The 21,094-nt window shown below is 40.5% G+C and carries 23 protein-coding genes; 11 read left to right on the top strand and 12 right to left on the bottom strand.

All coding sequences use genetic code 11. The features are described from left to right. Positions 1-496 precede the first annotated feature (496 nt). Entirely contained in the window at positions 497-1,465 is a 969-nt protein-coding gene (locus tag BLU33_RS24295) for a c-type cytochrome (RefSeq protein WP_091379669.1), read from the bottom strand. Positions 1,466-1,685: 220 nt separating this feature from the next. Here BLU33_RS24295 and BLU33_RS24300 point away from each other — a divergent pair, with 220 nt between their 5' ends. Continuing rightward, positions 1,686-2,024 carry a winged helix-turn-helix transcriptional regulator gene (locus BLU33_RS24300; protein ID WP_091379673.1) on the top strand — a complete coding sequence of 113 codons (339 nt, stop codon included), beginning with the start codon at positions 1,686-1,688 and terminating at the stop codon, positions 2,022-2,024. A gap of 110 nt (positions 2,025-2,134) precedes the next feature. Here the strand turns inward: BLU33_RS24300 and BLU33_RS24305 are convergent, their stop codons facing one another. Both BLU33_RS24305 and BLU33_RS24310 read right to left on the bottom strand, forming a co-directional pair. Then, on the bottom strand, positions 2,135-3,307 hold the full coding sequence (locus BLU33_RS24305; RefSeq protein WP_091379676.1) for a hypothetical protein: 1,173 nt from the start codon (positions 3,305-3,307) through the stop codon (positions 2,135-2,137). Between the two features lie 2 nt (positions 3,308-3,309). Beyond that, complete coding sequence (locus BLU33_RS24310; protein ID WP_091379679.1) at positions 3,310-4,383, bottom strand: hypothetical protein; 1,074 nt, start codon at positions 4,381-4,383, stop codon at positions 3,310-3,312. Positions 4,384-4,533: 150 nt separating this feature from the next. Here BLU33_RS24310 and BLU33_RS24315 point away from each other — a divergent pair, with 150 nt between their 5' ends. Further along, on the top strand, positions 4,534-5,784 hold the full coding sequence (locus tag BLU33_RS24315) for a hypothetical protein (protein WP_091379682.1): 1,251 nt from the start codon (positions 4,534-4,536) through the stop codon (positions 5,782-5,784). Between the two features lie 194 nt (positions 5,785-5,978). Here BLU33_RS24315 and BLU33_RS24320 read toward each other — a convergent pair whose 3' ends face one another. Next, positions 5,979-6,557: a cysteine hydrolase family protein gene (locus BLU33_RS24320; RefSeq protein WP_091379685.1), complete on the bottom strand. Its 579-nt coding sequence runs from the start codon at positions 6,555-6,557 to the stop codon at positions 5,979-5,981. A 136-nt stretch (positions 6,558-6,693) separates the two neighbouring features. Then, a complete protein-coding gene (locus BLU33_RS24325; RefSeq protein WP_091379690.1) occupies positions 6,694-7,659 on the bottom strand; it encodes an MBL fold metallo-hydrolase in 966 nt (321 codons plus the stop codon). Positions 7,660-7,861: 202 nt separating this feature from the next. On the opposite strand from BLU33_RS24325, the gene BLU33_RS24330 reads away from it, so the two are divergent. Then, positions 7,862-8,206, top strand: a complete 345-nt coding sequence (locus BLU33_RS24330; protein WP_091379693.1) for a winged helix-turn-helix transcriptional regulator — start codon at positions 7,862-7,864, stop codon at positions 8,204-8,206. A 375-nt stretch (positions 8,207-8,581) separates the two neighbouring features. Here the strand turns inward: BLU33_RS24330 and BLU33_RS24335 are convergent, their stop codons facing one another. Continuing rightward, positions 8,582-9,496, bottom strand: coding sequence for a helix-turn-helix domain-containing protein (locus BLU33_RS24335; protein ID WP_091379696.1), 915 nt, complete (start codon positions 9,494-9,496; stop codon positions 8,582-8,584). Continuing rightward, positions 9,483-10,466 (bottom strand): NADP-dependent oxidoreductase, encoded by a 984-nt coding sequence (locus BLU33_RS24340; RefSeq protein WP_091380968.1) that lies wholly within the window; start codon positions 10,464-10,466, stop codon positions 9,483-9,485. The genes BLU33_RS24335 and BLU33_RS24340 overlap by 14 nt, the downstream gene beginning before the upstream one ends. A gap of 469 nt (positions 10,467-10,935) precedes the next feature. On the opposite strand from BLU33_RS24340, the gene BLU33_RS24345 reads away from it, so the two are divergent. Then, positions 10,936-11,253, top strand: a complete 318-nt coding sequence (locus tag BLU33_RS24345) for an Arm DNA-binding domain-containing protein (protein WP_091379699.1) — start codon at positions 10,936-10,938, stop codon at positions 11,251-11,253. Here the strand turns inward: BLU33_RS24345 and BLU33_RS24350 are convergent. Further along, on the bottom strand, positions 11,225-11,638 hold the full coding sequence (locus tag BLU33_RS24350; protein ID WP_091379702.1) for a winged helix-turn-helix transcriptional regulator: 414 nt from the start codon (positions 11,636-11,638) through the stop codon (positions 11,225-11,227). The genes BLU33_RS24345 and BLU33_RS24350 overlap by 29 nt on opposite strands. Before the next feature lie 107 nt (positions 11,639-11,745). On the opposite strand from BLU33_RS24350, the gene BLU33_RS24355 reads away from it, so the two are divergent. From BLU33_RS24355 to BLU33_RS24365, 3 genes are all read left to right on the top strand, one after another. Further along, positions 11,746-12,699, top strand: coding sequence for an NAD(P)-dependent oxidoreductase (locus BLU33_RS24355; RefSeq protein ID WP_091379705.1), 954 nt, complete (start codon positions 11,746-11,748; stop codon positions 12,697-12,699). 5 nt (positions 12,700-12,704) lie between these two features. After that, positions 12,705-13,478 carry an NAD(P)H-dependent oxidoreductase gene (locus tag BLU33_RS24360; protein ID WP_091379708.1) on the top strand — a complete coding sequence of 258 codons (774 nt, stop codon included), beginning with the start codon at positions 12,705-12,707 and terminating at the stop codon, positions 13,476-13,478. 243 nt (positions 13,479-13,721) lie between these two features. Then, positions 13,722-13,889, top strand: coding sequence for a winged helix-turn-helix transcriptional regulator (locus BLU33_RS24365; RefSeq protein WP_232009353.1), 168 nt, complete (start codon positions 13,722-13,724; stop codon positions 13,887-13,889). Between the two features lie 152 nt (positions 13,890-14,041). On the opposite strand, the gene BLU33_RS24370 is transcribed toward BLU33_RS24365, so the two are convergent. Next, positions 14,042-14,905, bottom strand: coding sequence for an SDR family oxidoreductase (locus tag BLU33_RS24370; protein WP_091379711.1), 864 nt, complete (start codon positions 14,903-14,905; stop codon positions 14,042-14,044). Positions 14,906-14,983: 78 nt separating this feature from the next. Next, complete coding sequence (locus BLU33_RS24375; protein ID WP_091379716.1) at positions 14,984-15,553, bottom strand: Crp/Fnr family transcriptional regulator; 570 nt, start codon at positions 15,551-15,553, stop codon at positions 14,984-14,986. A 145-nt stretch (positions 15,554-15,698) separates the two neighbouring features. Here BLU33_RS24375 and BLU33_RS24380 point away from each other — a divergent pair, with 145 nt between their 5' ends. Next, positions 15,699-16,601 carry an NAD(P)H-binding protein gene (locus tag BLU33_RS24380; protein WP_091379719.1) on the top strand — a complete coding sequence of 301 codons (903 nt, stop codon included), beginning with the start codon at positions 15,699-15,701 and terminating at the stop codon, positions 16,599-16,601. A 15-nt stretch (positions 16,602-16,616) separates the two neighbouring features. Next, positions 16,617-17,540, top strand: coding sequence for a helix-turn-helix domain-containing protein (locus tag BLU33_RS24385; protein ID WP_091379722.1), 924 nt, complete (start codon positions 16,617-16,619; stop codon positions 17,538-17,540). A gap of 558 nt (positions 17,541-18,098) precedes the next feature. Here the strand turns inward: BLU33_RS24385 and BLU33_RS24390 are convergent. Next, complete coding sequence (locus BLU33_RS24390) at positions 18,099-18,677, bottom strand: Crp/Fnr family transcriptional regulator (protein WP_091379725.1); 579 nt, start codon at positions 18,675-18,677, stop codon at positions 18,099-18,101. Positions 18,678-18,709: 32 nt separating this feature from the next. Between BLU33_RS24390 and BLU33_RS24395 the strand changes: the two genes are divergently transcribed. After that, the gene (locus tag BLU33_RS24395; protein ID WP_232009354.1) at positions 18,710-19,726 is read left to right on the top strand and encodes a glucose 1-dehydrogenase; all 1,017 of its coding nucleotides are present in this window, start codon (positions 18,710-18,712) and stop codon (positions 19,724-19,726) included. A 318-nt stretch (positions 19,727-20,044) separates the two neighbouring features. On the opposite strand, the gene BLU33_RS24400 is transcribed toward BLU33_RS24395, so the two are convergent. Beyond that, positions 20,045-20,389: a winged helix-turn-helix transcriptional regulator gene (locus BLU33_RS24400; protein ID WP_091379728.1), complete on the bottom strand. Its 345-nt coding sequence runs from the start codon at positions 20,387-20,389 to the stop codon at positions 20,045-20,047. Between the two features lie 101 nt (positions 20,390-20,490). Between BLU33_RS24400 and BLU33_RS24405 the strand changes: the two genes are divergently transcribed. Further along, positions 20,491-21,087 carry a short chain dehydrogenase gene (locus tag BLU33_RS24405; RefSeq protein ID WP_091379731.1) on the top strand — a complete coding sequence of 199 codons (597 nt, stop codon included), beginning with the start codon at positions 20,491-20,493 and terminating at the stop codon, positions 21,085-21,087. Positions 21,088-21,094: the final 7 nt, after the last annotated feature.

Below are 21,094 nucleotides of genomic sequence, written 5' to 3' on the forward strand. Positions count from 1 at the left end.
GCTGTGGTACAAATAGGATTGTGAATTAATACGTTTATTCTCAACATAAGCTATATTAGCCAAGCCTTTATCACGTTCAATGAAACCTACAGGATTCAAATTACTGGCATAAAGGCGCTGAATGACTGCAATAGGGATTTTTTAAAGATTCTGCATACTGGCGAACTTTACCGTTTTTACAATCAGTAAAAAATCGTTCAACACGATGACCAATCTGAGGAAGAGGTGATAAATACGACCTTTCCGCCTGAGATTTTTAATATTGGTGAAATACAAGTTGAAATCAGCGCGATAGCAGGGAAAAATGGTATTAGTAAAAGTAGCTTAATCGAATTACTTTATGTTGCATCATACAACATCGCCTTTCGACTAAACTTAATTGCTAAGGTCGATGAAGATACTCAACAGGGAGTAAAGACAGTTTATTTCAATTAGAACCAAACTATCAATATCCCTTGGTCCTAATTGAAAGCTAAATACGGGCTTTGTCAAGCTTTCAAAACTTCTGAAATGCAATAACCTGATTTTTGATCGGTTTAACAGTTCTTAAATAAGCATAGATTGCTGCAAGATCGTTGGCCTTCATTCCGGCATACATATACCATGGCATTGGTATATGTGGGTCACCGGGATTAAGTTTAGCCGCTTGCTTTTCTTTACCTTCAAAGCTTTTAAATCGTTGGATGAATATATCTTTACTCCATGATCCAATACCGGTTAGCTTATCCGGTGTAATATTTGCAGAACGTACAACACCGCCTTGCTGCTTAAATTCCATCCCACCGCCAAATTCTGTCCCAGGGATGATATCCCCGTGAGATCTTTTACTATGACAATCCATACAAGCCGCTGCGTTAACGAGGTAAGCGCCATACTTGATGGTATCATTTTCCGATGGTAGCTTGCCCAAATTTGCCTTATGCGGCATAGTATTAATAATAAAATTGACCGGAAAGTCAATTTCTGATGCCGGTATGTCTTTTTTAATTGCGGGAATTGAACGCAAATAAGCAATAATGCTATATACGTCTTCTTTATCCATCTGCCCGATATGATCCCAGGGCATTAGTGGAAAGATGGCTTTGCCAAATTTGTTCTCCCCGGTAGTTAGCGCCCTGAATATTTCGCCATCTGTCCAACTGAGTAATTTATAAGGGGTTATATTAGATGCGTAAAACTTGCCGGGAAGGCCCATCTGCTGATCAAACTTTTCACCTCCGGCCCCAAAGCCGCCCACTACCGGGCTTCCGTACAAACTCTCATCTTTGGTGCTGTGACAGTCCATACAAGCAGAAACGTGGTTGGCTAAATAATCACCTCGTTTTATTCGTTCTGCTGTGCGTTCTATTTTAATTTGAGGTGCTGCGCCAGTGTCCGGTAACGCCACCTTTACATAAGTCCCGGCGGCAGCCACGATTACCAACAACCCGAGTAGAATAAATCCAATTACTTTTACTGCTTTCATACTATGCTAATTTTGTGCTTACAAGTTTTAAAAGACATAAATAACAAGGCGGAAACCTGTTGATAATGCTGCGGTTACGTGTTTTCCGATCGTACCTGTGGCACTATTATTAATTTTTTATTCACTTTTTTTACCAAAACTAATCTATAACTTTACCTTTGTCAAGTAATGACACATTTGTCAAGTATTGACATATTAGACACTAATACTTATTATCAGCATGTTAACAGAAGAAATAATTGAAAAAAAAGTAGAGCTGGATTGTGATTGCTCGATATTAGGATCAATCAGCATCATAAGCGGCAAGTGGAAACCTGTTATTATCTGGATGTTATTATCAGGCCCAAAGCGATTTGGTGAGCTTCATAAAACAATTGAAGGTATAGCACTAAAGGTATTATCCAGGCATTTAAAAGAGTTGGAAGCTGACGGTATCATCAATAGGAAAGTATATGCCGAAGTACCGCCAAAGGTGGAATATACACTTACTGAAAAGGGCATGTCACTCAACGACGTGATGCAGCTATTAGCAGAATGGGGTAAAAAGAATAATAGCTGAATAAGAGATTTTAATATATATCCAAGATACATTCCCTGTCTGGAATAGGGAATGTATCTTGGAATTTCTATTAATGTATCCTACAACTGTTACCAGTCCATTTATGACAGCTATTTCTGCAGAATTGAAAGGTTATGAAGGTTTCTCATCCTTGCAATAATGGCCCAACTATAAAAGTTATTAACCACGCCGATAAGCAATTCATTATTACCTTCCTTCAGCGGGATATTTATGGTTGAGTTATCTATATTCAGGCAGCCGTTAGGGAATTTGCTCAAAGGCAAACCGAACTGGTTTTTATCCGCATCAACCAACTTTTTGTTTACGAATACATAAACCTCATCACAAAAACCCAATTGCATTTGCACCACCTGTTCTTTGGTGGAGTTGATAATAGTTTTCAACCAAACATACCGCCCGGTATCGCTGGAACCAAACTTACGCGATAAGTTAATCACGCCCCGGCGTTCGGCCACAATAGGTGTCCATTTGGTAGTATCTTTAGGCAGATCCTGGTCTATCAGTTCCCTGCCCTGCGCCATAAGTTGTGCGGATGTAACATCCCAACGGCGGATATAGTTAATGTCATGCTTAGCCGGATCAATTCCTTCAACAGGCGAAAGCCCTTCAGTTTCATTAGGTTTGATAATCAGGTTTGCAAAGTACGCCAGCCCATCAAAACCGATGGATCCGGTAATGCTATTACTTTCCAGTCGTGGAATTTCTAACACCGGCTCATTCATATCATTAACATATACCCGCATCTGCATCCCGTATACAACCAGTTTTACATGGTTCCACTCTTTATTATGAATAGGCGCGGGGCCATCAAAATGCGACATCATATTAAAAAGCAACACGCCGTTTACTACCGGGGCATATTGTATGTCGTCATCATCTCGTTTAGTATCGTCTTTTTTAGTTCGAAGATATATGTATTCAGATTCCTTCGCATTTTGCTGTCTAAAATAAATACCAATCGGGCCGAAGCCCCTTGTTTCAGCATCTATTGGCTGGGTATCAAACTCAATAGTTCCATTGCTGAAGTTAATTCCCTTTACACTTATCTCGTTACTATGAGGAGCCATTTTAATAGCCTTAACACCCTTGTAGTTTACAAACTTGGCTTTTGTAGCAGTTGTATCCCAATAAGTAGGCTCAAAGGGGATATTGACGATTTTGATTTTGCCTGTTTTTTGTTGTGCCGAACAGACATTATTAATAAATAATATGATAAGCAAGCTAAATGCTAACCAGTTGTTTTTTGCGCGTTTATGTTTCATTATTATTGTTTTATAAAGATTCCGGCCGCGGTACTTTTCCCTGCGGATTTTGCTGTAAGATTGAGGTTATCTTTGGTGATGCCATCATCTGCGACAGCCACAAAGGAGATTTTTCCAGTTCTTTTAATGTTAACTTCTTTAATGTGTTTGTTGGGCTCAGCAAAAAACCTGTCCTGCGCTTTAGGGTAATTACCCACATAGTTTTTATTGTTGATGAAATAAGAATCGCTGAAGGTAAAATCCGGCTGGCCTTTTTCAACAGGGTAAACCATTACGTAATAGCAATTCGTAACAATATTGTTTTTAAAAATGAACTTCGGGATAGTACCGTCAAACCCGTACCAGATTGCGGTATTGTAAGCGCCGTCAATTATGGAGTGGGTTAAAGAAAAATCCTTAAAATTGCGGCCAAGCACGAATGCTATTTTGCTATTATGAAATATACAATGATCTACATGGATACCCGAACCTGTTGTCCAAAATGCGCTTTGTATAGGTGCTGAATTTGCTTCGCCGATAAAAAAGCATTGTGATACATTAAGGCCATCAAAACTTTTATCTTCCCTGCGGATGGGATAATAATAATGTACCTGGGTATTCGGGTTGCCCATAAATTTTAACCCCTTGATGGTTACATTGTTTTTTGCGATTAGCATCCCTTCGCAATGCGAGAACTCGTAAGTGGAGTTATTACCCGATAGTGAAACAATAACCGGCATAGCGGTGGGTTGCCAGGCTTTATCATCCGGCATAGTGGCAGCTTCAATGGTATAAGCCTGATTTTTATTGGCCGAATTGCTTTTGATAACAAGTTTATGTGTTAATGTATATAAACCGGGTCCGAGTTTTAAGGTAACCGGGTCACTACTTGTAAAGCTGTTTGTTTTTGCTATTGCTTCATCAAGCGTTAAAATAGGATCATTGATAGCTCCGGTAGCATTGTTTTTTCCTTTTTGCGCATCTACATAAAGTGTTTGACCAGATATCCGGTTACTTAGGAGGGATAAAAAAACCATTAAAAATACCAGGGCGACATGGTACTTTTTTACAGTTGGTTTTAATAATTCACTTTTCATGCTGCAATGTTACAGGTGCTTAGGCTGACCGGCAATTCATTTCGGTATTCAATTTATTCCATTTTGTATCACATTGTTTTACAGCGATTTAATTCAGTAGCTAAAAATAATTTTTAATTCGATTTGAGCTATCTTTGTTTTTATTTGTAGATGAAAGAAGATGCCACCCGCCGTTTATTATTACTGATCGAGGAACAGTTAGGCTGGGGCGATGCGGCAAACTGGCCCAGTAAAGATTTTGAAAAGTTAAATATACTTATCCAGGAAAAAACCAGGATATCCCTCAGTGCCAGTACACTAAGGCGAGTGTGGGGTAAAGTTGATTATAATAATCAACCCAGCGTTACTACACTTGATACCCTGGCTCAATTTGCGGGATATGAAAACTGGCGATCGTTTTCTTCTTCCCGGCAGGAAGCTACAAATGTTAAACCTGCAGGCGCTCATCAAACTAAAAAATTGGCATTCCGTCCACTCTACTTAATTGGAGTTTTTGCTTTTACGATAATAGTTATTGTAGTATCTATCGCATTGGTTAAACCAAGCCGGACTGTCGATATAAAGAATTATTCTTTTAGCTATCGCCCGGTTACGCATGATCTGCCTAATTCCGTAATTTTTAAGTACGATGCCCACACCGCGCCTACCGATTCGGTGTTTATTCAGCAATCGTGGGATAACACCAGGCGAACGCGTGTTGCTAAAAACGCGCATCAGTTTAACTCTATTTATTATAAACCCGGATTTTACCATGCTAAACTGGTGGTCGGTAATCAAATAGTTAAAGAAAGCCCCTTGCTAATACCGACTAATGGTTGGCTAGGAATGATCGACCAACAGCCTGTGCCGGTTTATCTGGAACAGCATGAATTTATGAGTAAAAGCGGCATGTCCATAACTACATCAACCATATTAGATCATAAAGTACTGCTTGAACCTCAACCTCCGGTAGTCGCTTTTTATAATACAGGAAATTTTAAACCGGTATCAATTTTAAACTTCGCTTACACAGTAGATGTGAGGGACAGTTACAAAACCGGTGCATCCAGGTGCCAGCAATTGAATGTTGTTTTATTTACTGATGGTATCCCCATTTCGATCCCACTATCAGAGCCGGGATGCATCGCATCGCTCAGTTTGCTGGATGGTGTAAAAGAGATAGATGGCAGTTCCTCCGATCTCTCAGGTTTTGGTACCGACTTGTCAAAGTGGGTCAACCTTTCCTGCGTTAGCTATGATGGCCAGATCTCAATATTTGTGAATAATAAATTGGCTTATAAATATAAGGTGGTCGATAGAAAGATCAGCATATTAGGGGTCGAATTTCTGTTTCACGGTACCGGTGATGTTAGACATTTGGAATTATCATCCAATAACAAAGTGATTTTCCAGGGATTTTGATATATATGATATTTAGCCTTAACGGTAAACTGTACCTGTTTGCACTTCGCTATATTTTCCAGATATATTTAATTTCCATTGACCGGAAAGGAAATTGAAGGCTGAAGTCAAACCGCAACTATTGTGGGGCCGGGTTTTGTTTTAAAAATAGGTGAATTATATTTTTTCATCGGCATCACTGTTAAATTTTCAACTTACAAGACATCCAACGTATCAATTACATTTTGAGTGGAAAGTATAGCCGCGAACTCCTCATTAAGTTGTGCAAGCGCTGTTCTATGCATCATCTCGCCATCATAATATTCTCCATGAATTCCCTTTTTTCCAAAAGTTGCTGTGGCGTCAGATACTAAATAGGTTTCATAACCGTAATTACCGGCCATTCTAGTTGTTGTTGAAACGCAATGGTCGGTGGTTAGTCCAACGATAACCAGTGTGTTTAAGCCTTTTTTGTCGAGCTGTTCTTTTAAATCGGTTCCAATAAATGAACTATTTACAGATTTTTGAATTATTATTTCACCCGGCATTGGCTTCACAATTTCTTTAAAAAAATGCCCGGGGCTATTTAAGCCATGTTTGGCATCCGGATTCTTCGAAATATGCTGTATATGGAACAAGGGTAAACCGTGTGCTCTCCAGTAATCCAGTAACCTTTTTGCATTTTCCTCAGCTTCAGTATTGTTTCTTGTGCCGCCCCAATATTCCTCATCATCAAAAGCTTGTTGAATGTCAATCAAAATCAATGTGGGGGTGTCTTCTTTTTTTAAGCTCATTTTGAGTTTCTTAAGTTGAACAAATTCATTACAAATTAGAATTAAAAAATTTAAAGATTTACTGCAAAATATATAAATGACAAAACAATGTGCGTGCATCGTGCTCACATGGTTTTGTCACCCATAAAATTTTAATCTACTGCCCCCTACCTGAAGCTGAATAATTAATAGGCACCCAAATATAACCTTTGCCATCAGCACGGATATGGCCGATACCAGGGAAGGAAATATGCGATACTCCAACCCAATAACCCGCAGTGGCTGCTTCGGCAAGTGCTTTTTTGCGGGTTGTGGCTGCCTGTCCGGCATCATAATCATAAACGCTGGTTATGGATGGCTCGGGTAATTGCACCGCGTCTGATACTAAAATATCACCCAAAAACAACATTTTTTCGCCCTTGCTCTCTATAGCGTAAAAGCTATGGCCGGGAGTATGGCCAAACCCAGCAACCGGAGTAATACCGGGGAAGAGTTCACCACCAAAATCAAATGTTCTTAGTTTTCCGGCTATTAAAATTGGTCTCAGCTTTTGTTCTGCACCATCAAAAAAACGTTTGGCGCTTTCTACGGCTTTCGCTTTGTTAGCGGGGTTAAGATAATAATCAGCCTCTATTTTGCTGATGTAAACTGTAGCATTGGGAAACGCAATTTTATCGCCGTTCATCAGGCCGCCAATATGGTCCATGTGGATATGGGTAAGCAATATGGCATCAATTTGCTCCGGCTTATAACCTGCTTTATTCAGGCTTTCGGTTATATGCCCCAAAGCCGGCCCGTAGACATCCGATGTACCAGCATCAATCAAAATCAACTTACCATTGGCTTTAACCAGGTAAGCATTCACCGAACACTCAATGGTGCTGGCCTGATAATGTTGTTTTAATAGATGCTCCACCTCGCCGGGCTTTGCATCCGTTAAAAGCTCGTTTAACTTTTGCGGAGTAGTGCCGTCTGATAAGGCTATTACTTCAAAATCGCCTAAGGCCATATGATAATAGCCTGGCTGGTTTAATGAATTTGGTGTGTTTTGTGCTTTGGCCAATGGGCTATAAATTACAAAGGCGATAGCCAGGGAGAGCATGGTTTTTATCGAATTTTTCATTATTTCTTTTATTAATAAAATGTATTTTGATGTTGGCCTTTCGCGATGCCGTCATCTTTAAAATCACCGATCTGATCGTATGCAAAGTTGAGCCTATACATACGTTTCTACAAGTACGGGCTTCATTATCACCTATGGATTAATTTATCCCTATGTACTGTTTTATAACTTATCCATACTTTTGCTGTATAAAACAATTGATATGTACGAGCGGAAAATCCCCAGGAAAGTTGAATGCGGCATTACCTTTATAATGGAAATTATAGGCGGCAAATGGAAACCCTGCCTCATTTATTATATTGACCAGGGTGCTAAAAGACCCAGCGAACTACAGCGGCAAAACCCAACAGCTACCCGCCGCGTGCTTAACCAGCAACTTAAAGAGCTCGAAGAGCATGGGATAGTAAAACGTGTAGTTTACGCGGAGTTGCCCCCGAAAGTTGAATATTCATTAACCGATATGGGCCGCACATTACTGCCGGTTATACATGTTATGTACAATTGGGGCGAAGAGCAAATGGAAAAAGTTACTTTTTCAGCTGTCTAAAATTGATTTACTTTTTCCTCAATGAAATTTCTGCTGATCCCCATTTGGCTGTTTCGTGCAAGACGGGGTTAAGCGAGGTTCATTTTTGACCTAAGATTTCAACAATATAGTAGCACCGGAAATTGTAGAAAAATATTTAGAAATCGTTTGCAAGTATTTCGGTAGTTGCGTGTTTTGTGCACCCAACTGTGTGCTTCTCGAACCATTTCATGGATGATTTAATGAAGTTGGCATCCTTGAAAGCTTGATGAATCAGCTCGGTTCGAGCCCATTCTCTGGATCTATTAAATGAACTATTAAAGATGCCTATGTTTGGTTAATCACTTCTCGACAACATTCTAAATTAGCATCCCATTGACGTAATATTTTCTCAAATCAGTTGAGTGTTTGCCGGTACGCTAACGGCGATAAATTGGTTTTCCCTTTAAATAATTTAGTAAACGATTGCGGATGTTCAAAACCCAATGAATAGGCAATTTCGCTAATAGAAAAATTTGTTACAGACAGTTTTTCTTTCGCTTTTTCAATCAGTTTGTCGTGTATGAGTTGTTGCGTACTTTGTCCGGTCAATACTTTCAATAAACCTCGCAGATAAGTCGGTGATACATTTAGTGTTTCTGAAATGTATTGAACGGTAGGCAAACCTTTTGTTGCCAGCTTATCCCTGCTAAAATAATCCTCCAGTATCGTTTCCAGTTTTTCCAGTAGCTGATGATTGGCTTTCTCTCTTGTAATAAACTGGCGGTGATAAAAACGGTCTGCATAGCTCAGCAAACTTTCAATCTGCGCAATAATGATTTGTTTGCTGAACCGGTCGATATTTGCATGATACTCCTGTTGAATATTTTGAAAGGTTTGGATAAGTATGGCTTCTTCTTTTGCGGAAAGAAATAGGGATTCATGAACGGAATAATCCCAGAAATCGAATTTCCTGATGGATTTAGCCAGCGAAGTATTCCATAAAAAATCGGGATGGACAAGCAGTAGCCATCCCGATTGCGTTGTTTCCTGTTTGGTGTCGATAGAAAGGCTAAGTACCTGGTTAGGTGCCACAAAAGACAAGATACCTTCGTTGAAATCAAATGGTTGTTGACCGTACCTGAAATTGATAGTATTTGAAAATGAAGCTCTCTTCATACCAATAGCATAAAAATCGTAACACCAGTTCATGGATGTTGTATCCACCGTTCGCTTCACCAGGTTGATCTCCGTCACACTAAGCAGGGGATGTTCCGGTGGAGGCAGTTGCCGGAACTGGTGGAACTCACTGATCGTTTTAATCCGCTTCATTACGTGATTCGTTTTCTTTTCTGATTTCCAGCACGATTTTGCCCCGAACGTGTTTGGTTTCCAGTGCTGTATGCGCTTCAGCAACTTCTCCCATTGGGTAAACCTTGCTGATCACAATGCTCACTTTCCCTGCTTCAATTAATTTTGCAATGTCGGAAAGTGATTGTGCAATATCAAGTTCCCGCCGGATCATTTTGGCTTCAGCATTTTTTCTTGTTAATATACCAAGGAATTCTTCGCTGAAAGCATGCGGGAGCTGAACAGAAACAAACCTGCCGTAGTCTTTTAAGGCAGCGGCCATCATCATTCTGGCGCCTTCATTAAATACGGGTGATGCGTCAAAAACAACGTCGATAGCTGCTAGTAACCCTCCAAAATTTTCATCTTTATAATCAATTACTTCATCTGCTCCCAGTTGCTTTAAAAAATCAAAATTGTAACGGGAGGCTGTACCAATTACATACGCCCCTTTTGCTTTGGCAAATTGTAAAGCCAGGCTGCCAATGCCACCGGCGGCTCCATGGATCAGCATCTTTTGGCCCGCATTTACTTTACCAAGATTCGTACCGTCCCAGGCCATCAAGGCGCATGATGGGATAGCGCCGGCTTCATTAAAGCTGACATTGTTTGGCATGATGGCAAATTGGTTAGCTTTAGCAGCGATAAATTCGGCGTATGTTCCATTCAAAAAATTGGGTAGGCCATAAACTTTATCACCTTTCTTAAACCGGCTAACATCGCTGCCAGTTTCTTCAACTGTACCTGCGCCGTCCAGGCCAAGCCCAAGCGGTAATTTTAGGAAGGGTTTCAAGATTACGTTGCCGCCCTGCCGAACAACATAATCGGCAGGATTAATGCCGCTGGCAAACATTTTTACCAGTATTTCATCGGCCTTTGGAACAGGAATTTCTATTTCCTCTATTTTCATAACTTCCGGCCCGCCAAATTCATGAATTCTTATTGCTTTCACTTCGTATAAATTTTTTGTCAAAGGTCAGTATACCTTCAAAAACAAATTAAGCCAAAACGACTTTTATCTTAGCCTAAAATGAAATGATCTATTAAAATCAGGACGATTCATGTATTACGTACGTTTCACAGAGGATGGCCCCGTTATAGTAATATCTCATTTAAAAATTTCAATTGATCAACGAATTGGTTCGAATTCCGTCCATTCCGCTAAAAAGGTATCAAAACCGTTTATAAGCGCTTAGATCAATGATCTAAGCGGTTTTTTATGTCAATCCCGCTCATTTCATACCACCATTTATGACTCATTCGGTGACCTATTCGGTGACCTGTTTTGATTCGCTAATTTAGTCACCGAATTAGCTTGTAATAAGTGGATTTTAAAGTACTTGTATCGTTTTTTTTGAACTTAAAACAGCTCATCTGAACTCAAAATTAATGCGATTAGGTAACTTAAAAATTAATGTGTTATGAAAACAACCCAAAGATTCTCAGTTCTTATCTGGGCTGACAAACGAAAAACAGATGCGGCCGGACTGGTGCCGCTCTATGCAAGGATCACTTATTTAGGAAAACGCGCAGAAATTTCCCTTAAAAGAAGGGTGCATCTCACTAAATGGGATGCCCAAATCGGCTTTCTCAAAGGAACAGGCCCGGAAGCCAGAAGGATTAATGCTGACATTAATGATACGCTGGATGAAATCGACAAAGCTTTTAAATTCTTAAAGCGCACAGACGAATTTATTACCGCTGAAAAAATCAAGTTGCAGTACTCAGGCCAAGAATGACATCAACAGATAACTTACTGTTGACAAACTCACCTTTTTCACTGATAACTTGATTTCCCCATTCTGTTATTGCTTCTAAAATCGGAACAAAACTTTTCCCCAAATCAGTTAAGCTATAAATAACTTTAATTGGCGGTTTTCTACCGTAAACTTTGCGGGAAATTAAACCGTCCTTTTCTAGTTTTTTTAACTGTAAACTTAAAGTCATTTCCGTAACAGACGGCATTTCTTTACGAAGTTCACTATACCTTTTCGGCTCATCTTTTAAATGATAAAGAATAACTGCTTTCCATTTTCCACCGACCAAATCCATTGTTAGGCTTACCGTGCAAGGGTAGGTTTCCCCGTTAAGTTTTACAAAATCGCCAATGCATTCTGTTTTCATTTCTCAATGTTTTAAACCTATCTGATTTGATAGTTATTGCAAATGTATATTACTCAACTTAGTTTTGCAACTAAAATAATTATAGTATAGATTCTAAATAACAAATCATGAACGTAACTTTCATAGGACTCGGCATCATGGGCCAGCGCATGGCTCGACATCTCCTCAACCACCAATTTTGCCTGACGGTCTATAACCGTTCGCCCGAACCTGCCCGGCAGTTAGCGGAGCAAGGTGCCAGGATGGCCGCCTCTCTGGCCGAGGCGGTGCAGGAAGCCGACATTGTTTTTACCATGCTCGCCTCTCCCGAAGCGGTAGAGCAGGTAGCCCTCGGGGAGGAAGGATTCTTGCCCCACATGCGCTCCGGAGCCCTCTGGACCGATTGCTCTACGGTCAACCCTTCCTTTTCCCGGATGGCTCACCAGGCAGCAGGGCAACATCAAGTACACTTTGTAGACGCACCTGTATCAGGCAGTAAACCACAAGCCGAAAGTGCCGAGTTGGTATTTTTTGTAGGAGGGGCTACTAGCGATGTAGAACAGGTTATTCCGCTGCTTAAGGTAATGAGCAAGAAGATTGTTCACGTAGGCGAGATCGGACAAGGCACCTCTTTAAAAATGCTGGTAAATGCCCTACTAGCCCAATCCATGGTTCTATTTTCGGAAGTGCTGCACCTAGGAGAAAAGATGGGCTTATCACGAGACTTCCTGCTCGATACCCTTCCTGGCTTGCCAGTATCTCCTCCTTTCATTCAGGCGAAAGCCGAAAAGATTCGTCAGCAGGATTACGCCCCACAGTTTCCTATGGAACTAATGTACAAAGATTTGCACTTGGCGGCGCTGACGGCCTACGAGCATCGGCAGCCCCTTTTCCTGGCGAATCTGGCGAAAGATCTGTACGCCCAAGCTATCCAGGCAGGATTGGGTCGGGAAGACTTTTCGGCAGTACATAAGTGGATGGGAGGAGAAGGAACCGATGGAAAAGCCGCCTCTTCTCCATCATCTATTACAGGAGCAGAATTAAAAGTTACAGGAGAATTTCAGTTAAACACATTATCGTAAAAGCTATGAAAAAGAAAATTTTAATTGTATTTGCACATCCAGAAGCTACTTCGCTTACGCATACAATGGTGAACACAAGCATCGAAACCTTAGAAGAAATGGGACATGAAGTCATTTTATCTGATTTGTATGCTATGAAATGGAAAGCAGTTTTTGATGAATCTGATTTTCCCAAAAGAGTAAATTCAGACCGTCTTTCATTTATTCATGAATCAGGTAATGCCTATGCCACACAAAATCAATCTGCCGATGTTGTTGCTGAACAGAAAAAATTATTGGATGCCGATGCAGTCATTTTGCAATTTCCATTGTGGTGGTACAGTACGCCTGCAATTTTAAAAGGATGGATAGAAAGAGTATATGCTTTCGGATTTGCTTATGGCTATAAAAACGGCACCAACGAATTTAGATTTGGAGAAGGAATTTTGAAAGGGAAAAAAGCATTGGTTTCTGTTTATACAGGTGGTCCACAAGCCGATTATAGTCCGAGAGGTGTTAATGGGCCAATAGAACAGCTATTGTTTCCGTTGACGCATGGCGCATTATTTTACCCTGGGATGGAAGTATTGCCCACGCATGTTATTCACGGTGCAGCATTTATTACTCCAGATCAAGTTGAAATCGAAAAGGAACTTTGGAAAAAAAGGTTAGAAAATTTATTCATTGAAAAACCGATTCCTTTTAGAGAGCAAAATGGTGGCGATTATCCTGATAGACATATCTTAAAAGATACTGTTGCCATTGGTAAAACAGGCATTGTTGCTCATATAGCAGATTAAAGAAAATTATATAGAAATCAAATAGAAATTTAGGATCGTCAATTTCTATTTGATTTCTGTTTTTAAAAAAGCATAATAAATAATAATAACAGATTGTATTTTTTTTTCAAAAGTGATATTCCAGAACAATTTGCAATGTGACTTGAACTTGAAGATGATTCTTCAAGCACAAAGTGTGTGAGAAGTTTTATATGTTGACAAACGCAGGAATTAGAGATAAACGGTTTAATAACCCGCACTGTGATGAACACCAAACCCATTTCGGTTGATTACGAGTTGACCAGCTATGGCCGTAGTTTAAAACCTATCATAGATGAAATGGCTTTGTGGGGCATGCATCATAGGGAAAAAATAATTGGTGAAATAACCCAAAAAAATAAAGCTCTGGTTTTTCGGCAACCCTCATTTTAATCCTATATCATAGGTATCCTGTTTGCCCAAATGAGGAGCAATTTTAAAGTGGTTTTAGTTGGCCCTAATGGGCACAACCTAAAACCACTTTACCAATAGAGTCAACGTTTAACCGGAGACATTGGGGAACCGGTATATTCAAATATAATCTTTTACGCTAGCAGATCTTCCATCCCGAATGCCGTCAAGACTTTATCGAATTCAACTTTAACGGCATCGTTGGCCCTTTTAGTGATGTCCCCCGTTGCAGAATCTACAACTGTTCTTAACGGCCGCTGACCTTTTGGTAATTTGATCAGGTTTACTATCGCATCCGCAACTTCCTGCGGATTAGGATTTGCAGTTTCAAACATTTGACCAATGGCCGCGAATAATTTGTTTGGAACATCGGCAATCGCTTGATATTCGCTAGCAACTGATGCGTCAGAACCAACCTGAATCTTCTGGGACATTTCAGTGGGGAAAGCGCCGGGTTGAATAATCACTACGTCAACGCCTAACGGGCGTACTTCGTAATGCAAACCCTCGCTTAATCCTTCTAAAGCAAACTTTGAAGCAGCGTACACTACTGTGAAAGGAGCGGAAAACCGGCCCCATCCACTTGAGACATTGATGATTAAACCCTCTGACTGCTTGCGCATGAAAGGTAAGGCCAGCTTCATTAAGCGCCATGGGGCGATAACATTGACATCTAACAGACGTTGCACATCATCGGTGGTAGCACCTTCAGCCACGCCAAACATAGCAGCCCCTGCATTGTTTACCAACACATCGATCGTTCCTTCATTTGCGATGATGGTATCAAAAGCATTTTTTACACTTACTTCATCAGTTAATGACACATCCAGAACCGTTACATTTTCAATTTGTGCCAGGGCTTTTGCCATATCAGCATTCTTACCATCGGTGTCTCTTATGGTAGCATAAACGGTATGCCCCAATGCTGCAACGGACTTAGCTGCAAGCCATCCGAAGCCGCTATTTGTTCCTGTAATTAAAACAACTTTTTTGCTCATTTTTTTGTTATTTAAAATAATGATGCAAAGGTTGGCATCTAAAAAGGGGAACTATTTACCAAATGGTAAATAGTGATCTTAACGGATATTTTTTCTTATCCTGCTCAATGATTGTTGGGTGATCCCGAGGTAAGAAGCGATATAAGAAAGAGGAATGCGATTAACAAGTCCGGGAAAATATTCAAAGAATGAAAGATAACGGGTGCTTGCATCTTCTGAAACTAATGGGCTCCTTCTTTCAATCGTCTTTAACAAGCAGTTTTTTACTATTAGCCCAGTAATAGCGTCCCAGCCAATAATTGTATTTCCGATCTCGTCCCAGCCTTTCTTGGAAAAGACTAGCAATTTACAATGTGTAACCGCTTGTATATAATCTGACGCTACTACTTGTGCCTCAAACTTTTGCTGGTCTGATACAAAATTATTTTCTTCAATGAATGAATGAGTGATCTCTTCGCCCTTGTTGTTATAATAACAGAAACGAATGACCCCTTCGAGAATAAACCCGACCTGCCGGGGGATCTTTCCGGCTTCTGAAAAATATTCATCCTTATCAAGTTCCAGCGTATTTGCTTTGCTCATAATGAAATCTGTTTGCTGTTTATTCAGATTGCCAAACTTCAAGATGTAATTGATGAACTCTTCCATAGGTTAAATATCGACTTTATTGCGGGCAGTTTATTTACCATTTGGTAAAAAATACAGTGGTTTCGTAGATTATGTTATGAATGGGGTAGATTGTGTTACTTTATTTTTCCCCTATCATGTAACCTTTGTAAAAAAATAGAAAAACATGAACATAATAGTCACAGGCTCTTTGGGCTACGTAAGCACGCCGCTAATACAGGAATTGATAAAAAAAGGACATTCTGTTACCGTAATTAGCAGTAAAGCCGAAAAACTGGCTGCTATTGAGGCGCTGGGCGCAAAAGCAGCTATAGGCACTATGGAAGATGCTGATTTTTTAACCGATGTTTTTACAGGGGCAGACGCTGTTTATTGCATGCTTTCGGCAGCCGGCAGTTTCACAGACCCCGATAATCGCGTAAGTGATGTTATTGGGCGTGCAAATGCAATTGCGAATAACTATGTACAGGCCATAGAAGCATCGGGTGTAAAACGTGTCGTTTACCTGAGCAGTGTTGGCGCGCATATGAAAAAGGGCAATGGCCTCCTGGTGATCCATCACAATGCCGAGAATACGTTAAGCAAGCTGCCCGCAGACGTGAACATCTCATTTATGCGCCCGGTGGGTTTTTATAAAAATCTGTTTGCATATATCGGCGTTATAAAAACACGAGGGGTTATCGCTTCAAATTACGGCGGGGATGATACTTCGAACCTGGTTGCACCGCAAGATATCGCTGCCGCAATAATAGAAGAACTGGAATCAACCAGACCGGGCAGGCAAGTACGATATATAGCCAGTGAAGAACTGACCTGTCAACAAGTAGCAGCCATTTTGGGTGAAGCCATCGGCAAGCCTGATTTGCAATGGATAACCATTACCGATGAGCAACTGTTAGCGGGTATGAAAGCGTTTATGAATGAAAGCTTTGCCCAAAGTTTTGTTGAGATGAATATAAGCATCCACAACGGTGAAATTTACGAAGACTATTACCGCCACAAACCAGTACTGGGTAAAGTAAAGCTAAAAGATTTCGCGAAGGGATTTGCCAACGCGTATCAACAATAATAAGTACCTTGTAACATGCCAGCCACAGAACCAACCCGTATTCAATCCATCAGCCAACTTCACCGCCGAATGGGTTTACCTCGTCCGGAACAACCGCACATCAGCGTGATCAATCTCGAAGAGATTAAACGATTAGCCGGGAAAGCACCGGGAAATATGGTATTTGATTTTTACTGCATTTCTTTAAAGCGGCATTGCGAAAAGGCAATGAAATACGGCCAGCATAAATATGATTTTCATGACGGCATCATGTACTTTATGGCGCCGGGTCAAGTTTTCTCGCGGATGGTGAATAATGAAACGGAAGTATCGCCGATGTCTGGATGGGTACTTTATGTCCATCCCGACTTTTTGTGGAATACGCCGCTGGCCAAATCGATCAAGCGATATGAATTTTTTGACTACTCGGTCAATGAAGCTTTGTCATTAACTGAAAAAGAGGAAGCGATCATTGTTGGCATCATGCAAAATATCCAAACGGAATACCATGCCAACATGGATAAATTTACGCAGGATATTATTGTTTCGCAGATTGAAACATTGCTGAAATATTCAGACAGGTTCTATCACCGCCAGTTCCTTACCCAAAAAGTCGAGAATTATCAAATACTTGAGCGGTTAGAAGAACTGTTAACTGAATATTTTAATACTGCCAATCTGTTAAGTGCGGGATTACCGGGTGTTCAATTCATCGCTGAAAAATTAAATATCTCCCCTAACTACTTAAGCGGCTTACTTAAAGTACTAACGGGGCGCAATACGCAACAGCACATCCAGGATAAAATAATAGGTATAGCTAAGGAGAAAATATCCACTACTGAACTATCGGTAAGTGAAATTTCCTTCGAATTAGGCTTTGATCACCCACAATCATTTAGCCGATTGTTTAAAGCGAAGACCGGACTTTCACCTTTGGCTTTCAGGCAATCTTTTAATTGAAAATATCAGATAGTGACCATCAATATTTGTATTTTAATTTTGTTAAAAGAGATCGCATTTCTAGATAACTGTAAATTCGTTAGCACATCAAGTTGTTCAACTAAACGGTTCGAATTCCCGGGTCAGCGTAGCAGAACCATTGAAGAGAAAATCAACTAATTCGCACCAAACTGGATGCTTCTCGAACCACTTTGTAGCAGATTTAAAAAGCCTTGCAGCATTGTCTTCTACATATCTTAAAACACGCTATTTTCTATTCCAATTTACCAGTTGTATCGTTAATAGTGTTCTTTTGTAAAAGGTCAGGTTGAACCTCATGCTGTTTCATTCATTCAATTAACCGTATCAGGTGATAATTCCACAGGTAGAGTATGAATCTTGATACGCTCGTCTTCTTCTAGCAATGCAAAGTGGTGACGTTTCGGAACCGTTAATATTTTAAGAATACGGTTCCCGGGGTGGATCTCGCACAATAATTTTGGTTTGTTTGGAAGACCAATTTATTTACCTCGGTAAACCAGCAGAAAAGTTGCATAAATTAATGCCCTTAAGCGTAAGCTATTTTTGAACAAACTGGGTTCTGACGCGGCTCAAAGTTTCTCTGGAGACCCCAAGATAGGAAGCTATCATGCGTAATGGCACACGAGAAAAAATGCCGGGAAACCGTGTTACAAAATTCTGGTATCTTTCTTCTGTACTGTGAGTGATCGAATCCATAATCCTGTTTTGAACAGCGTCGAAACTTCTTGCTAAAAGTCTGTCTACAAAGGTCCTAAATTTAGGTATTGCGGTCAGCAAGTGGATAAAATCGTGCTTTTCAATTAGAATAACCTCACAATTTTCCAAGGCATCAATATTACATCTGGACGGACTGCCATTATTGAAGCTTTCGCGGTCGCTGATCCACCAGTTTTCCACAGCAAAACGAAGTATATGCTCTATCCCATCATCACCCACTGTATACATGCGTAAGCAACCTCTTACAATAAAACATGAGTAATGACATACATCTCCTTCCTGGAGCAGATATTGACTTTTTCTTAACTTTTTTTCAATAGAAACAGCCCGGACAGCATTAATTTCTCCGGCATCCAAATCCGCTTTTTCTGTTAAATATTTCTCGAATGCCTCAAACATGCCTATATCTGTTTAGCAAAATTATTTAAAAATTGCCTAAAGCACAATTTACAACTATAAAGTGGTGTACAGTTGACAAAGCAATGAAATATATTGGAGGTTTAATTTGTGGCCTACGGTGCTTTGCTTTTACAATTCTCGAATATTCCGGCCTGTCGGCTGGAAAGGGTACGCCGAAAAGCAATATCCGTGACATTTATCACATCTATTTTGCCCCATATCTCCTTGTCCCACCTGAACCTATTGGTTTAATTTTACCTCAAATAGATTATAAGATCATGAGATTAAAAAATAAAGTAGCCGTTATTACAGGCGGGAACAGCGGAATCGGATTTGGTATCGCTAAAGAGTTTTTCTTAGAGGGAGCTCAGGGAGCAATTGTCGGACGCGCGCAGGAAACTCTGGACAGTTCTGTTGCACAGCTTGGCGATCGTTTTATTGCCATAAAAGCGGATGTGACCAATTTGGAAGATCTTGACCGTGTATTTAAAGAAACTTATGAAAAGTTCGGAAAGATAGATATCGTGGTTGCCAATGCCGGCGGTGCAGCAACAGGTGCAAAACTGGGATCCGTAGCGGAAATTGGCGAGGCCGATTACGACAAGACAATGGACCTGAATTTGAAAAGCGTTTATTTTACCGTTCATAAAGCGCTTCCTTATTTGAAAGACGGCAGCTCGATTGTCCTGATTGGCTCTAACGCAGCCCATATAGGGTTACCTGCATTGTCGCTTTACGGTGGTGCAAAAGCAGCCGTTATTGCCTGGGCGAAAGGCTTTTCACTTGATTTGCTGGAACGCAAAATTAGGGTTAATGTGGTTTCTCCTGCTGCCATTGATACACCGGTATTCGAGAAATTTATTGAACCAGGCCAGGTAGAAGCCGTTAAAAAGCAGTTAGTGCAAGGCATTCCTGTGGGCCGTATAGGACAACCCCGGGATGTTGCAAAGGCTGTTGTATTTTTGGGCTCAGACGAATCGTCATTTTTGCTTGGCACAGAGATTCTAGTCGATGGAGGTTCCGTTAATCTACAGCCATTTAAGGCATAACTTCATAAAGAGGGACAGATTCCGTTTGCTTCAGGAAGCTTGGCGCAGGGACAATTGAGTGTCTTTGCGCCAAATGGGCTCGAACCAAGGAATAAAAGACTATGAGTTTTATGAACTTAAAAGGCAATAACAGCATAAAAGTCGTTTTTTAGCGCTGTCGCATTTATTGTGAGTTGTAGCAATGCGTTATAGAAAATTTAAAGTTTGGATTGACAAAAATGAATTGTTTGCTACATCACTATAGGATACATTAGTGGGAATTCCATGATATTCCTATCCCCGATAGCGAAAGTATTCTTTAACATATCCCAAAATATCTTATTTGGTTACTTTATGCTTTTTATCCCACTCTGCTAATAGCTGCAACACATCGTTGAGCGACATTCCCTTTTCAGTGAGTGTATACTCCACCTTTGGCGGGACTTCAGCATATACCTTCCGATTAATGATGCCGTCAGCCTCCAGTTCTTTTAAGTGCCTGGACAATACCTTTAGTGCAATACCATGAATGACTTTATGGAGCTCACCAAATCGCCTGGAGCCTGATAATAACGTCCAGATAATAAAAGGTTTCCACTTGCCACTTATGATATTGATTGATCCTGTTATTGAGCAATCACAATCCGGCTCTATTTTTTTTTCAATTATTTCTTCTGTTAACATACTGATAATGAGTATTAGTGTCTTTAATGTCAATACTTGACAAATGTGCCATTACTTGACAAAGGTAAAGTTATGGATTAATTTTGTTAAAAAAAGCGAATATGAAAATATTAATAATAGGTGCCACAGGTACCATAGGAAAACACGTAACCGCCGCCTTACAAAAAGATCATGAAGTAATTCAGGCCGGTTCAAAAAGCAGTGATATACAGGTAGATATATCATCAACCGAGTCAATAGAAAACTTTTACAAACAGGTCGGAAAATTTGACGCCTTAATTTGCGCTGCCGGCGACGCGCACTTCGGCCCTTTAGCATTTATGAAGGATACTGATTTCAGGACTGGCGTTAACAGCAAATTGATGGGCCAGGTTAACCTGGTATTGATTGGCCAGCAGTACATTAATCCGAAAGGGTCGTTTACCTTAACATCAGGCGCATTAGCCGATGACCCGATTGTAATGGGAGCAAACATCAGTACAATGAATGCAGCGATCAATGGATTTGTAAAGGGCGCGGCAATAGAGCTGGAGAATGGGGTGCGTATCAATGCAGTCAGTCCTGATGTAGTTGAAGAATCAACAGCCTATTTTTCCTATTTCCCGGGGCACGTTCCGGTTACCATGAGCCGGGTTACCCAAGCTTATGTAAAAAGTGCGCTAGGCGGGCAAACCGGGCAAATCTATAAAGTGCTGTAACAGGCGC

The organism is Mucilaginibacter mallensis, assembly GCF_900105165.1.
In the GTDB taxonomy this organism is placed as follows: Bacteria; Bacteroidota; Bacteroidia; order Sphingobacteriales; family Sphingobacteriaceae; genus Mucilaginibacter; species Mucilaginibacter mallensis.